The sequence below is a fragment of the Paracnuella aquatica genome, from assembly GCF_003332885.2.
GTDB lineage: Bacteria > Bacteroidota > Bacteroidia > Chitinophagales > Chitinophagaceae > Flavisolibacter > Flavisolibacter aquaticus.
Genome location: NZ_QOWJ01000003.1, coordinates 233,708 through 248,747 on the forward strand (window position 1 = coordinate 233,708; position 15,040 = coordinate 248,747).

10 protein-coding genes are annotated in these 15,040 nt (G+C 50.5%); 6 read left to right on the forward strand and 4 right to left on the reverse strand.

Annotated elements, in window-relative coordinates:
- The first annotated feature begins 191 nt into the window (after positions 1-191).
- Positions 192-1,226, forward strand: coding sequence for a serine hydrolase domain-containing protein (locus DRJ53_RS07280; protein WP_114234948.1), 1,035 nt, complete (start codon positions 192-194; stop codon positions 1,224-1,226).
- A 12-nt stretch (positions 1,227-1,238) separates the two neighbouring features.
- On the opposite strand, the gene DRJ53_RS07285 is transcribed toward DRJ53_RS07280, so the two are convergent.
- The 3 genes from DRJ53_RS07285 to DRJ53_RS07295 all read right to left on the reverse strand — a co-directional run bounded on the left by DRJ53_RS07285 (position 1,239) and on the right by DRJ53_RS07295 (position 5,593).
- Positions 1,239-3,011: a UvrD-helicase domain-containing protein gene (locus tag DRJ53_RS07285; protein ID WP_114234949.1), complete on the reverse strand. Its 1,773-nt coding sequence runs from the start codon at positions 3,009-3,011 to the stop codon at positions 1,239-1,241.
- A 77-nt stretch (positions 3,012-3,088) separates the two neighbouring features.
- The gene (gloA2, locus tag DRJ53_RS07290) at positions 3,089-3,475 is read right to left on the reverse strand and encodes an SMU1112c/YaeR family gloxylase I-like metalloprotein (RefSeq protein ID WP_114234950.1); all 387 of its coding nucleotides are present in this window, start codon (positions 3,473-3,475) and stop codon (positions 3,089-3,091) included.
- Between the two features lie 267 nt (positions 3,476-3,742).
- Entirely contained in the window at positions 3,743-5,593 is a 1,851-nt protein-coding gene (locus tag DRJ53_RS07295) for a glycoside hydrolase family 2 protein (protein ID WP_114234951.1), read from the reverse strand.
- Between the two features lie 158 nt (positions 5,594-5,751).
- On the opposite strand from DRJ53_RS07295, the gene DRJ53_RS07300 reads away from it, so the two are divergent.
- Together DRJ53_RS07300 and DRJ53_RS07305 are read left to right on the forward strand one after the other, a co-directional pair.
- Positions 5,752-6,315 (forward strand): UbiX family flavin prenyltransferase, encoded by a 564-nt coding sequence (locus DRJ53_RS07300; RefSeq protein ID WP_175580742.1) that lies wholly within the window; start codon positions 5,752-5,754, stop codon positions 6,313-6,315.
- Positions 6,316-6,473: 158 nt separating this feature from the next.
- Positions 6,474-8,033 carry a protein adenylyltransferase SelO gene (locus DRJ53_RS07305; protein ID WP_114235053.1) on the forward strand — a complete coding sequence of 520 codons (1,560 nt, stop codon included), beginning with the start codon at positions 6,474-6,476 and terminating at the stop codon, positions 8,031-8,033.
- A 69-nt stretch (positions 8,034-8,102) separates the two neighbouring features.
- Here DRJ53_RS07305 and DRJ53_RS07310 read toward each other — a convergent pair whose 3' ends face one another.
- Positions 8,103-8,333, reverse strand: coding sequence for a hypothetical protein (locus tag DRJ53_RS07310; RefSeq protein WP_114234952.1), 231 nt, complete (start codon positions 8,331-8,333; stop codon positions 8,103-8,105).
- Between the two features lie 314 nt (positions 8,334-8,647).
- Here DRJ53_RS07310 and DRJ53_RS07315 point away from each other — a divergent pair, with 314 nt between their 5' ends.
- The 3 genes from DRJ53_RS07315 (at position 8,648) to DRJ53_RS07325 (ending at position 14,968) form a co-directional block, all read left to right on the forward strand.
- The gene (locus DRJ53_RS07315) at positions 8,648-9,031 is read left to right on the forward strand and encodes a hypothetical protein (protein WP_206609728.1); all 384 of its coding nucleotides are present in this window, start codon (positions 8,648-8,650) and stop codon (positions 9,029-9,031) included.
- A 111-nt stretch (positions 9,032-9,142) separates the two neighbouring features.
- Positions 9,143-11,899 carry a M16 family metallopeptidase gene (locus tag DRJ53_RS07320; protein ID WP_114234954.1) on the forward strand — a complete coding sequence of 919 codons (2,757 nt, stop codon included), beginning with the start codon at positions 9,143-9,145 and terminating at the stop codon, positions 11,897-11,899.
- Positions 11,900-12,565: 666 nt separating this feature from the next.
- Positions 12,566-14,968, forward strand: a complete 2,403-nt coding sequence (locus tag DRJ53_RS07325) for a T9SS type B sorting domain-containing protein (protein ID WP_162303826.1) — start codon at positions 12,566-12,568, stop codon at positions 14,966-14,968.
- Positions 14,969-15,040: the final 72 nt, after the last annotated feature.

Sequence of the window (15,040 nt, forward strand, 5' to 3'; positions counted from 1 at the left end):
AGGTTAAAAGGGAGCAATTATGTGTCGGCCGGTTGCTGTTGTTTTACCAACGCGATAAAAAGCACCTATTTGTTTCACCAAAACACCCGGTTTTGCAAAAAGACAAAAGCAGCTTGTCGTTGAAACTGGATTTCATTTTCAAATAAACAACGCCTTTCTACGTTTCGTTTTTGGCAACATCCCTCACTGCTATGAAACAAATATTCCTGCTGGCAGCACTTTGCTGCACCAACGCCATTTGGGCCCAAACTTATAAGCCCGCACTGGATGCTGTTTTTAACCAAACCTATACCGCCATGGCCGGCAGGGGCGGTGGCGTCACGATGGTGCTGCAAAAAGGGGGTCAAACAATTTACAGCCAGTCGCGTGGCGGCTTTACCGAAAACACGCCGATGTTGATTGCATCCGCATCGAAATGGTACGCAGGCCTGGTGCTGATGCGGCTGGTGCATGGCGGGAAACTGCGGCTGGATGATAAAGTGAGTCAATACATTCCTTCGTTTGGTGTCGATAAAAAAAACATCACGCTGCTGCATTGTTTTGCCCACACCACCGGGCTGCCCGGCAACGCCGAAACCGTAACCGAACTAATGGGCAACCGCCGGCAAAGCCTGGCCGAAATGGTGGAAGAAATTGCCGCCATGCCGCTGGTAGCCGCACCGGGCACACAGTTCAATTATGGCGGCCTTTCCATGCAGGTGGCGGGCAGGGTTTGCGAAATTGTTACCGGCAAAAGCTGGAACCAGCTTTTTGAAACAGAAGTGGTGCGGCCGCTGGCCATGACGGCCACCCGCTACAGCGGCTCCCGGCTGGGATCGCTGCCCCGCGTGGCGGGCGGCATCAGCAGCACTGCGGCCGATGCGTTGAAGTTGCTGGAAATGCTGGCCGGAAATGGCAACTTTCGCGGCAAACAATACCTTACTCCCAAAGAGGTTGACCTGATGCTGGCCGACCAAACGGGCAGCACTACCACCGGCTACAGCCCGTTTACCAAGTATGTTTCGGGTGCTGCATCTTCGGCTGCGGTTGCCCGTTATGCAGTGGGCAACTGGGTCATCAAAGACGGAGATATTGCCATTAATGCCTCTCCGGGTGCTTTTGGTTTTACGCCCTGGATCGACCGGCAGCGGGGATACTATGGCGTTATTGCCGCACGCAATTCATTTGAAGCGGTGATGCCGCATTTTTGGAAAATCCTGCACACGATTAATAACCATCAGTTGTAATAAGAAACTTATTTAATCCCGCTCCCAAAGCCCCAGCTTTTTGATCCGCGTTACCACGTCGCCGCGGGTACGCTCCAGCACCCGTTCCATTTCTTCCACGGTGGCGCCGGTGTCTACCAGCTGGGTCAGCACTTCGTCGCTGTCGGCATTCCAAGCTTGGTAGCGGCCGCGTTTTACAGCACGTTCACGGGTTGGGGTGTTGCCCCCTTTTGCCGCATTGCGGTTGTAGGTGGTCTTTTTTTCTGCAGGCTTTTGTTCGTTGCGCCAGGCAGGCGGCAGCAGGGTAATATGCGGCGATTGCGGGAAGTCTTTGGCTACATAATTTTCGGGCAAATGCAGGTGGGTTTTTGCACGGGTAATGGCAACATACAGGAGGTTGATTTCTTCATTCAGCCGTGCACGATCAAGGCTGCCATCGGTACTTTCATCTACCAGTTGCTGCAGTTTTCTTTCGGTAATAAAATCAGGTGCCAGCTCCACCACATCATACTCCATGCCTTTGCAGCGGTGCACGGTTGAGAAGATGGCATCGGCCTTGTGGCGGTCTTCGTCGCCCACATGTTTGTCGCGGATGGTTTGCAGCAGGCCGTAAATATCGTTCTCGTATTGCAGCACTATTTCCACCATCATGCCCAGTTGCGCATCTTCTGTTTTCTCCACGTAATCTTTCAGTTCGGCCATGCTGCCCATACCCTGAATTAGCTTGTCGCGGATCTGTTCTTTTTTGTCATTGTGCAGGTTCAGTACATCGTACAGCGATGCGCCATCATCGGCATAAGTGTACGAAGAAAGATTGCCTTCAAAATAAAGATGCTTCAAGGGTTTGGGGCCGGTTACTGCTTCAATGGCTTTGAGCAGCAGGCCCAGGTTGGTGCGGGCAATAATGGCTTTTGCAGCAGTGCTTTTGCTTTTTCCTGCACCGTGCAATTCCACGGTTAGTGCATCCTGTTGCAACGTTTTTTTCCAACCCAGCACGCCCTTTGCTAGGTCGGCAATGTCCTGCCCAAAACGAAAGGAACGCGATAACTCCATGCTTTGAAAAGGAGCGCCATTCATGGCATTTACAGCATAGCGCCAGCCATAGATTTGCTGGTGTGTATCGCCCACCATAATTTTTGTAGCGCGTTGTTGTAAAAAAATATCGAGCATCACCGCCGATGCATCCTGTGCTTCATCAAACAGGATATAATCAAAGGGCAGCACGGGGTTCGACAATCCAAATTTTTTCAGGTAAAAATCGTGGATGATGGGAATGTCGCCGCGGTCCATGCGGGCCAGCAACTGGCGTGTTTGCAGTTCGATGTACTGGTAAAAGCTGTGCACAAATTTGCGGGCTTGTGCATCGTGTACCACATCGAGGTAATTAAGGTCCTGCACCTTGGCGGCGCTGCTGTTGCAGAAATAAGTAATGAACTTATTGATATGATTGGCGGCAATAAACGCAGCATGTTTTTCGCCGCTTACCTGCAGGCCCAGGAGTTCCGCAATTTCATGGGTGCGGTAGCCCTGCGACCGCACTTCGTAGCCATGGCGGAACACGATATTTTTATAAGCAAGCGAGTGTGCTGTTTCCACTTTTACCTGCGGCATGCCCATCTCGGCAAAGCGTTTGGCCGCTTCCAGTTTTACTGTTTTATTAAACGCAAGGTACAGGATGCGGGAACCTGCAGGCCTGCTGCGGGCATATTCGAGCACGGTAGTGGTTTTGCCCGAGCCCGCCACTGCATTTATTTTCAGGTTGCCGTTTGTGTTGATGATCCTTTCCTGTTCCGCTGTCCGTTTCATGCGGCTGCAAAAATACGGCGTTGCGGTGGGAGCAAGTGGATGTTTCGAAGTATTAGGCTGTATTTGTTTGCCAGATTTTAGCCCTCATAAAACTCAATAGGTAAGCCATCGGGATCTTGAATAAAAGTAAACTGTTTGCCCGTGTATTCATCGATGCGAAAAGACTCTGGTGTGATGCCTTTTGCTTGTAAATAAGTGATTGTTTCGGCAATGTTTTGCACCGCAAAACAAAGATGCCGCAGTCCGCAGGCCTCGGGATAGGAGGGGCGTGGCGCAGGGTTGGGAAAGGAAAATAATTCAATGATGTATTGCCCGTTCAATGCAAGATCAAGCTTGTAGGAATTGCGCTCTGCGCGATACACTTCACGGATGATTTCTAAACCGAGTATGTTGGTGTAAAATGCTTTCGAACGTTCGTAATCCGAACAAATAATGGCAATGTGGTGCACTGCGGAAATTTGCATGTTTCAATGATTTTAAATAGTCTATGCAGTTTTTGCTTGCAAGAAAACAAGCGCCTTTTTGTTTGTCATGCTGAGCGCAGCGAAGCATCTGAGCGTTGCAAAGCTTACAATTGTGCAAAGTTCAGATCCTTCCTTCGTCAGGATGACAGGCAACAAGTATTCAACTGAAGTAAAGTACGGAAGCACAAAGAAACGGCGCACAACATTCCAATGAAAAAAGCCCGGATACAACATGCATCCGGGCTTTTTGTTTATTAGCATCAACTATTATTGTTTCAAACGCACCAATGATGCATCATACAATTTTTGCGTGATGCCCTTAAGTTGCTCTGCAGGTATTTTCATTACCTGCCGGTCGTAGGTCATCAGGCCGTTTGTTTCAATTTCCACATCGGTTGTTTGTGTATAAATGGCACCCGAAAGACCATTCCTGATCAGGGCCGGGATGCGGTCGATAAATGCAGCATAGCGCTGGTACAATTCTTCTTTGTTTTTAAAATTCTGGTAGCCCCAATTGTTTTTGTCTTGCCAGGTATGGCCTTCCAACGGCAGGCCCAGGCCGCCGTATTCGCCCAGCACAATGGCTTGTTTAGCGCCATAAATTTTTGGATCGGGCATGGCCGGTTCGGGATAATTGTGCAGGTCCATAATGTGGCCGGTAGTGGTAAAGTTGCCACCGCTAGCACCATTTACCAGACGCGATGGATCTTGCTTCACGGTCCACTCCACTAACTCCGCTGTTTTGAATTGTCCCCATGCTTCATTGAAGGGTACCCAAACTACAATGCTGGGAAAATTGTGCAGGTCCTTCATGATCTCGGCCCATTCGGTGCGGAAAATTTGCTCCGACTCAGGCTTGCGTTCCATATCGCGGCCTAGGCCCACAATGCCCGGCCTCGATTCCCAGCGGGCACCGAGGTCTCCGCTCGGCATATCCTGCCACACCAGCACGCCCATTTCATCGCAGTAGCGATACCAGCGTGCAGGCTCGGTTTTTACGTGTTTGCGAATGGTGTTGAAACCCATCGCCAGCGTTTGCTCAATGTCGTATTTCAAGGCTTCATCGGTTGGCGCGGTGTACAACCCGTCGGGCCACCAACCCTGGTCCAGCGGACCAAAATGAAACACAAATTCGTTGTTGAGCAACATGCGCTGGATGCCTGCAGCATCCGGCGCCATTGATACTTTGCGCAACGCAAAGTATGATTTGGCCTCATCCAACTTCCGGCCATTGCGCAGCACCGTGTATTTCAGGTCGTAGAGGAACGGATCTTTCGGCGACCATGCACGGCCATTGGGCACCGTGATGGTGATGTCCGAACCGGGGCTGCCTTGTCCTTTGGCCACCTCGGCGCCACCGGCCATTACCGATACCTGCACCACATCCGACGCCTGTGCACCGGCCACCTGTGCCTGCACCGTTACCTGCTTGCTGTCGAAGTCGGGTGTTTGCTTTGTTTCCGAAATATAAGTTTGCGGCACTGCTTCCAGCCACACTGTTTGCCAAATGCCTGTAACCGGTGTGTACCAAATGCCATGCGGTCTTTTTACCTGTTTACCGCGTGGCTGCGGGCCATCATCGGAGGGGTCCCAAACACGCACCACAATTTCCTGCTGGCCGCGTTTCAGGTGCGGGGTAATGTCAAACGAAAAAGGATCGTAGCCACCCTTGTGCGTACCGGCGGGCTTGCCGTTTACATACACATCGGCCTGCCAGTCTACGGCGCCAAAATGCAGGAGCACTTTTTGCCCGTTAAAATTGCGGGGCAACGTCACGGTGCGGCGGTACCACAACACGCTGTCTTTGCCCACTGTTTTGGCCACGCCTGAAAGCGATGATTCCACAGCGAACGGCACCAGTATTTTGCCATCAAAATTGGCTGGTCGTGCATCGCCGCCCTGCGGCAGCAAACTGTAATCCCAAAGACCGTTCAGGTTCATCCAGGTGTTGCGCACCAGTTGCGGACGTGGATACTCGGGGAGTGGCGCGGCGGGGTTTACTTTAGCAGCCCAAGGCGTGGAAATACGTCCTTCGGCAGGCTTCCATTGCGTTGTTGTTTGCGCATAACTGTTAAGGGTAGCTGCACAGAGCAGCATCAATGTGGCAAGCTGTTTCATACATTCAAAGGTTGGTTTGAAGATAGGGAAATAAGCCTAAACAGAACGGTTGGTAAAAAGCGTTCATGTATGAGGGTGCACTGTTAAAAAAGCGCTTTAAGCGCTTCTTTTGCGCACCGCCCACAACAAAATATAGCGCCGGTTGTATCTTCATCGAAATGAAAAAAATAGCCGTTGCCATTACCGGTGCCAGTGGGTCGATTTATGCAAAATTGTTGTTGCAAAAGCTGGAGCAGTTGCAGGCACAACTGGCCGAAGTGAGTGTTGTGATGAGCTCCAATGCACCCTTTGTGTGGCAAACCGAACTGGGCGATGAAACTTACCAATCTTTTCCATTCACATACTATTCGCAGCAGGATTTTACCGCACCATTTGCATCGGGCTCAGCGCAGTACGATGCACTGATCATTGTGCCTTGCTCCATGGGTACACTGGGCCGCATAGCCGGTGGCATTTCCAATGACCTTACCACCCGCGGCGCCGATGTGATGCTGAAGGAACGCAAGAAACTTATTCTTGTAGTTAGGGAAACGCCGTACAACCTGGTGCACATCCGCAACATGGAAACGGTAACATTAGCGGGTGGCATTATTTGTCCTGCCACGCCTTCTTTTTACAGCCGGCCGCAAACGTTGGAAGATGCGGCCCTTACGGTTGTGAACCGCATTGTAGACCTGGCCGGCCTGCGCGATGAAAGCTATCGCTGGGGCGGCGGCAAGTAGGTAAAATAAGACCGATATCGGTTAAAAAAATGCCAGGCTCTGCCCTGCATTTGCGACGCATTTTACTGCACCCTTTTTTCATGTTTTGCATTGTGCCCGCCAATACTGGCCGGATATTTTCAGGACAATGCGTAACGATATTCAACGAAAAGAAAAGCATGCAACATTTACATAGCGGCAATTACCGCAACGAATTTGTAACCCATTTTCCCGGCGATGACAGCGGCGACAAGCGGCCCCGACAAACACCCGGCGTACTTTGGAGCAAAGCCGAACCTACACCTGTGGCAGCGCCGCGGCTGTTGGCTTGGAGCAACGAACTCGCTACCGATTTGGGCATAGCTACGCCAACAGAGCAGGATGTACAACTATTGGGTGGCAACTTGCTGGCGCCAACCATGCGGCCTTATGCAGCCTGCTATGCGGGCCACCAGTTTGGTTCATGGGCGGGCCAGTTGGGCGATGGCCGCGCCATTACTTTGGGCGAATGGCCAATCGATGGTAGGCAAAGCTGGGAGCTGCAACTGAAAGGCGCGGGACCCACGCCTTATTCGCGGCGGGCCGATGGCCGTGCCGTGCTGCGTTCGTCGGTGCGGGAATACCTGATGAGTGAGGCCATGCACCACCTGGGCGTGCCCACCACCCGTGCACTGGCCTTGGTGGCCACCGGCGATGAAGTAATGCGCGACATGTTTTACAATGGCAACCCGCAAATGGAGCCCGGCGCCATTGTAATGCGTGCTGCGCCCAGTTTTTTGCGCTTTGGGAATTTTGAAATGCCGGCTTCGCGGGAAGAATCGGAAAACCTGCAACAACTTATCGACTGGACCATCAGCCGATATTACCCGCACATTAGCGGCGAGGATGCCTATGTGCAGTGGTTTGCCGAAGTGGTAGAGCGCACCGCAACGATGATTGTTGAATGGCTGCGGGTGGGTTTTGTGCACGGTGTGATGAATACCGATAACATGTCGATCCTTGGCCTGACCATTGACTTTGGGCCTTATTCCATGCTCGACGATTACGATCCAACATTTACACCAAACACTACTGATTTGCCGGGGCGGCGTTATGCTTTTGGTAAACAAGCCGCTATTGCCAAATGGAACCTGGGCGCATTGGGCGGTGCCGTGGCAACCTTACTGCCCGAGACCGAAGCGCTGCTGGCTGCACTCAATAGTTACGATGATGTGTTCTGGAAAAAATATTACGTGATGATGTGCCGCAAACTGGGACTGGAAACCGTGGTGGCCGAGGATGCGCGATTGATCAACAGCCTGGAGCAGATGCTGGCTGCGGTAAAGCCCGATTACACCTTGTTTTTTCAACAACTGGCACGTATAACCGAAGCGCCGGAAAGCGAAGCCGCTGCAGTGGAAATTTTTGCAGATACTTTTTACGCAGATCCATCGCCAGAAGGTGCCGCGGCCTTGTTGCAGTTTTTACAACAATACGAAAAGCGGCTGCAGCAAAACAGCGGCGATGCGCAGGTGCGGCAAACGATCATGCAGGATGCCAACCCGAAATTTATTTTGCGCAACTACCTGTTGCACGAAGCCATTGAGGCTTTGGAAGCCGGCAACGAAGCGCCGTTCCGCCAACTGGAAAGGGCCATGAAACAGCCATACGATGCCGTACACGATGCAGCGTTGCTGGGCCGCAGGCCGGGCTGGGCTACGCAAAAAGCAGGCTGCTCCATGCTTTCGTGCAGCTCTTAAAAAATTCGAAAGGCAAAAATCGTTTTGCTAAACGTTGTTCCTTTTGCCTTTTGAATTTTGCCTTTTGCTTTATACAATGTCTTCTGTTTCGAGCCAAAACCGCCGCAGCGCTTCCAGTTGTTCAAAATCGGCAATATCGTCCCATTCGCTTTTGGTGTGTTCGCCCTCCACGTACGTAAATTGCCGCGGTGCACCTTCGGTAGGCGTGAGGTTAAATTCAAACCGGCTGCTGCCTGTTTGCCGGATCAGTACATGCGTGCCACTGTCTAGCGTAAATTCCATCGGAAATTTCTGGTCCATAGTATCCTGTTTTGGTTATTAAAATGGGTGCATATTTTTTAGGGTAACACGATGCGGCATCTGTCCCACCGGCTTAGGTAATAAACTCGTGCCAGCATCAGCAATGATGCACTGATCGAAAAGCATTGATACACCTGCGCTATTTTTACCCGCCATATTTTGCCGTAATTCTTTTTACAAAACACCAACTGCCGCTACCTTAGTAACTCTTTCCAAAATATATGACGCCACTATTTAAGAAATTGAATTTTAAAAACCAACCCCAGGTGTTAATTCTAAATGCACCTGAGAGTTTTGTGCCCGAAATGGAATCAATGGCGGAACACACAAAAGTGGCAACTGATGCCGATGCAGTAACGGGTTGTGCATTCATCATGGCCTTTGTTACAAAACAAAAGGAGGTGGATAGCTTGGCGCCGCTGCTGGCGCAAAAACTGGAAGGCGATGGCGTGCTTTGGTTTTGCTACCCCAAAGGCAGCTCTAAAAAATACACCTGCGATTTTAACCGCGATACCGGCTGGCATGCGCTTGCCGAAGCCAATTTTGAAGGCGTACGCATGGTGGCCATCGATGAAGACTGGAGCGCATTGCGGTTCCGTCGGGTGGCCCATATCAAAACCATGAACCGCAGCTTTGCCCGCAGCGAAGAAGGCAAACAAAAGGTTGCCGGTCGCGGCAAAAGCAAAGGCAGTGAATAGTGGGTAACTGGCAGTTGGGTGCGGGGTATTAGCCGTTTGTAAAACGGCTTTCTTTTTGCCAAAAAATGCGCTTAAATTAAGCACATCGTTCACCTGCTTAATACCTCTTTTATGAAACCTAAACTGCTGTTCATTGCCTTGCTCCTGGCAGTGGCGCCGGCTTTTGCGCAAACGCCACAACCGGTAAAGAAAAGCTACCCGCAGATCGATATTCCCTTTAAAAAATTTGTGCTGCCCAATGGCCTTACCCTCATTGTGCACGAAGACCATAAAGCGCCGGTAGCTGCGTTCAACATTTGGTACCATGTGGGTTCCAAAAATGAAAAGCTTGGTAAAACCGGGTTTGCACACCTGTTTGAACACCTCATGTTCAACGGCTCCGAACACTACAACGACGACTATTTTCAACTGATGGATTCCATCGGTGCCACCGACCTCAATGGCACCACCAATAACGACCGCACCAACTATTTTCAAACCTTCCCGGTAAGTGCACTGGATAAAGTGCTGTGGGTAGAAAGCGACCGCATGGGTTACCTGCTCAAAGCGGTGGATTCGGCTAAGTTGGCCGAGCAGCGCGGCGTGGTGCAAAACGAAAAACGCCAGTGGGAAAACCAGCCCTACAGCGTGTCGGAAGAGTTGACGGTAAAAAGCACCTATCCCGCCAACCACCCTTATTCATGGACAGTGATCGGGTCGATGGAAGACCTCGATGCGGCTTCGCTGAAAGATGTGCACGAATGGTTTAAAGCATATTATGGCCCCAACAATGCAGTAGTTGTTATTGCCGGCGATGTGGATGCAGAAGATGTGCGTAAACGCGTAGAAAAATATTTTGGCGATATTCCTGCATCGCCGCCCATTGCCAAGCACAGCACCTGGATTGCGCCCATGAAGGGCAAGCATTTTCAAACCGCGCAGGACCGGGTGCCGCAGGCACGCCTGCAAAAAGTTTGGAACATACCCGGCTGGGGCACGCAGGAAATGGCACACCTCAACCTGCTGGGATCGGTGCTGACCGAGGGGAAAACAAGCCGCTTGTACAAGCGCCTCGTGTACGACGACCAACTGGCATCGAACGTATATTTTTATACCGATGAAAAAGAAATCGGCGGGCAGTTCTTTTTGGTGGCCGATGCAAAGCCTGGTGTGAGCCTTGGTCGTATCGATTCGGTGATGAATGAAGAATTGATTCGCATGTTGGCGCAGGGCCCCACGCCTCAGGAATTGGAGCGGGCTAAAACCCGCTATTTTACCGGCGTAGTAAAAGGGCTGGAGCGTATTGGTGGCTTTGGCGGTAAAAGCGATATTTTGGCGCAAGCCGAAACCTATGCCGGCGATGCAGGACATTACAAAAAGATCATGCAATGGGTGCGGGATGCCGCCGCACCTGACCTCAAAAAAGCCGGTCAGAAATGGATGTCGGATGGCGAGTATGTATTGCACATTACGCCGTATCCTGCATACACCGCTTCGGCAGCTACACTCAACAGAGCCGAACAGCCGCCATTGGGGGGTGCAAAAACGCCTGAGTTTCCGGCCGTAAAACAATTTACGCTAAGCAATGGCCTAAAAGTGGCGCTGGTGGAGCGCAAAAGCGTTCCGGTGGTCAACATGTCGCTGATGATCAATGCCGGTTATGCCGCCGACCAGTTTGGCCAACCGGGCCTTGCATCGCTGGTGGGCAGCATGCTTACCGAAGGCACCAAAACCCGCAGCTCGCTGCAGCTTTCCGACCAGATGGCAGACCTGGGTGCTTCGGTTTCCAGTTACTCCGACCTCGACAACACTTACCTCTATCTCAGCGCACTAAAAAGCAACCTCGCTCCGTCGCTGGCACTGTTTAGCGATGTGTTGCTTAACCCGGCTTTTCCGCAAAAAGATTTCGAGCGGGTGAAAGAAGAACAACTCCTCGACATCAAACAGGAGCAGGCACAACCCGTAACCATGGGCCTGCGCATTTTACCCAAATTATTGTATGGCAGCGGCCATGCTTATAGCAATCCGTTCACGGGTTCGGGCACCGAAGCATCGGTGCAGAAAATTACACGGCAGGACCTCCAACAATTTCAAAACACCTGGTTTGCACCCAATAATGCAACACTTGTAGTGGTGGGCGATGTAACCGAAGCGGAACTGAAAAAAGGATTGGAGCAAAACCTGGCGCAGTGGAAATCGAAGAGCGTGCCGCAAAAAAATATCGGCACCGTGGCCGGCGCCGACAAGCCATCGGTGTACATCATTGACAAGCCAGAGGCGCAGCAAAGCATCATTTTCGCCGCCGCTGTTTCGCCTTCGGCAAAAGACCCGCAATACGAAGCCATGCAAATGGCCAACAAGATCCTAGGCGGCGAGTTTACCTCGCGGATCAACATGAACCTGCGGGAGAATAAACATTGGAGTTATGGCGCATTTACCATCAACCTCGATGCAAAAGGCCCATCGTTTTTTACGGCTTATGCACCGGTGCAAACCGACAAAACCAAAGAGTCTATCCAGGAACTGCAGCGCGAACTAAAAGAGTATGTGGGCGAACGAAAAGCAAGCGCTGCGGAGTTTGGCAAAATGCAGGGCAGCGCCGTGCTGCAATTGCCCGGCATGTGGGAAACCAACAGCGCCGTGCTGAATACATTGCAAAACGCTATCAACTACGAGCGGGGTATGGATTACCTGAAAAACTATCCAACCATGCTGCGCAACATGCAACTTACAGATGTGCAGCAGGCCGCCAACAAAATTGTGCAGCCGCAAAAACTGACCTGGGTGATTGTAGGTGACAAGACAAAAATTGAAAAGGGCATTCAGGAGTTAAACCTCGGCCCCGTAAAATACATTGACTCGGAAGGAGTGGAGCGGAACGACTTTTGATATTTTGAATTAATCCAATAAAAAGCCGCTTGTTCCCAACAGGCGGCTTTTTATTGGATGCATCTTCCTGATTCATGCCGGAGGAAAAAGCTCCGAAGTAAATCTTTGTCCTACTTATTTCGGCCCCCAAGCCGAATCTATTTTTTGCATTTGGAAGTTCCTCTTTTCTATTTTGGTATGCCTTTGTTGCAGCAGATGCGGGCCCAAATTGGTGATCGCTTGTAATGTATTGTTTTATGCTTGGTTAATTTAAATCATCTATAGTCCTAAATTTGATCTAACGGAGCGGATGCGGCAGCAGTAGCAAATTAAGTTCTGTAGGCCGAGGATGTTTCTTGGTTTCAACACCGGGGCCGGGCAATGTATTATAGTGATAGCTAAAATGTTGTTGGAAAGCTTGCCCTGAGCTTATCCGGCAAAACTAACTGGCTAATGAAGGCTTTTTTTATTTACTGTTTACCATTGCTATTTTATATGAATGCCGGTGCCCAGGCCGGTTTACCACCGCGATATATTGCAGGCGGGGAATTATACTATACGTACCAGGGCATGCACAACGGAGCACATGTGTATCGCGTGGCAGCCCGGTTTTATGCAAAGTGTGACAGAGCGCCTTTCGCAAATTCCATTACGGTATCGGTATTTGAAAGGCTCACCAATGTGCTTGTGAAAAAGGTTGATGCGCCATTGAACAATAAAACAACCAAAAATCCGCCAGGTGATGCTTTTAGTGATTGCGTTGTCAATCCGCCTTCCTTATGTACTGTTGAAGCAATCTATTCTTTTGAAGTTTCATTGCCGCCCAATGCCAATGGCTACTTGCTTGCGTGTTTTGCACCTGGTTACCGCATCGATAACCTCGTTAATTTAACAGGCGGTGAATTGTTTGCAACTTACACCGCCGAAATTCCGGGAGGCTCGGCTGCTGCCAACAGTTCTTTTTCTATTGCAGGCGATGACCGGGTAGTGAGTTGTGTCAATTCAAAGTTTGAATACAGGTTTGGGGCAACGGATTACGATGGGGACGAACTGCGGTATTACTTGTGTGGTGCTTATCAGGCAGGATTAAATGTGGATGGCAATATCGACCCCTTGGCGCCACCACCTTTTCGAACTTCCATCTATGCGCCCAATTTCAGCAGTAGTGTGCCCTTGGGTGCCAATATAACAGTGGATGAACGATCGGGATTAATGACAGGCCTGGCGCCGGGGAAAGGCAATTATGTCGTTTGTATTTGCGTAGCTGAATACCGTAATGGCGTACTCATAGCCACGCAGCGCAAAGAAATTCATGTTGAAGTAGCCCCTTGCGAAATAGCAAAGGCATCCCTTCTTCCGGAATACTTGCTGTGTAAAGACAATAGTACCATCCAGCTTTCCAACCTTTCTTCCGGTTTCCGGGTCGAGGGCTTCTATTGGCAAATATCCAACAGCGAAGGGGTTGTTTTACATACCGACAAGCAGCCCACTGTGGCGTTCACTTTTAAAGACACAGGGGTTTATAACATAAAGCTGGTGATCAACAAAGGCGTCAACGAATGTGTGGACTCCGCCACCGCCATTGCCAAAGTGTACCCGGGGCTTAAGCCCGATTTTATTTTTTCCGGTGATTGTGTGGGTAGGCCCACTACGTTTTCCAATACTTCAACAGCATCGCTTGGGCAGATCAATTACTGGCAATGGAATTTTGGTGATGATGTTTGGGGCAATGCTGCCCACGGTATTCCTGATGTTACAAAGGAATTCAACCCTATCTATCCATACCAAAGCAGCGGTCCAAAAAAGGTACAGATGGTAGTAGGTACTTCGTATGGCTGCCGCGATACGCTGAGGCGCACCATCAACATTTTGCCCAAGCCTGCTTTGACCATGTTTAGCAGAGCCCAATTGATTTGTGTGGGAGATACTGCAGCACTTTTTGCCCATGCGCCGGAGGGTGGCAATTTTACTTGGTCGCCGCAGGTTAACATGGTTGGTGGTAATACCGATAAGCCACTTGTGTGGCCTGCGGTTACCACGGTTTACCATGTGTTGTTAGACAAGGATGGTTGCCAAAATAAGGATTCAGTAACAGTGCGGCTTATTGATCAAGTGTCGGTACAGGCAATGCGGGATACAGTCATTTGCCAGGGCGATTCTATTCAGTTAAAAGTTGCCTCTGATGGCCAAACTTTTTCATGGACCAATGTGGCCCCCGAAAAGGCGGCGCTGCGCAACCCGGTGACCACCATCAATGCTACAACCGATTTTGAAGTAACTGCTTCTATTGGTGGATGCAAGGCAAAAGACACGGTACGGGTTGTGGCGGTTCCGTATCCGGTAGTGAATGCGGGTGCCGATACAATTATTTGTGACCAGGCATCGGTGCAGCTGCGGGGGCGGTCTGATGGAAGTTCGATCACCTGGTCGCCGGCATCCACATTAAGCGCATCAAACATATTGGAGCCGATTGCAGCGCCCAAACAAACCACCAGTTATATACTGACTGCTATTGATACAAAAGGTTGTCCCAAACCTTCGTCGGATACGGTGCGGGTAACCGTGTTGCCACCGATACAGGCCTTTGCCGGAAAGGATACTACAGCACTGATTGGCCTTCCATTGCAGCTGAACGCAAGTGGCGGTGTGGCATATGAATGGTCGCCGGCTATTGGCCTTTCTGCAACAAACATCCCAAACCCGGTGGCCAACTATAGTTCGCCATCCGAAAGGATAAGATACAAAGTAAGGATGGTGAATGAGGCTGGATGTGCCGATTCGGCTTATGTAAACGTAAAAGTGGTTGCTGCCAAGCCAACGATTTTCGTGCCCAACGCTTTTACACCCAATGGCGACGGCCGCAATGATAACCTTAAGCCCATTGCGCTGGGCATGCAGCAAATCGAATATTTTAATATTTACAACAGGTGGGGACAATTGGTATTCAGCTCAAAGAATAATGGACAGGGCTGGGATGGCAAGGTTGGCGGCGTACTGCAACGCACCGGCGTATTTAGCTGGGCGATGAAGGCAACAGATATTGAAGGAAAACCTTATTTCCTTAAAGGCACTGTCACGCTGATCCGGTGACGATAAAATTGCTTTTGTAAACAATGCACTTATTAGAATCAGGCTATAACACTTGAGGATCGCTTAATTTGC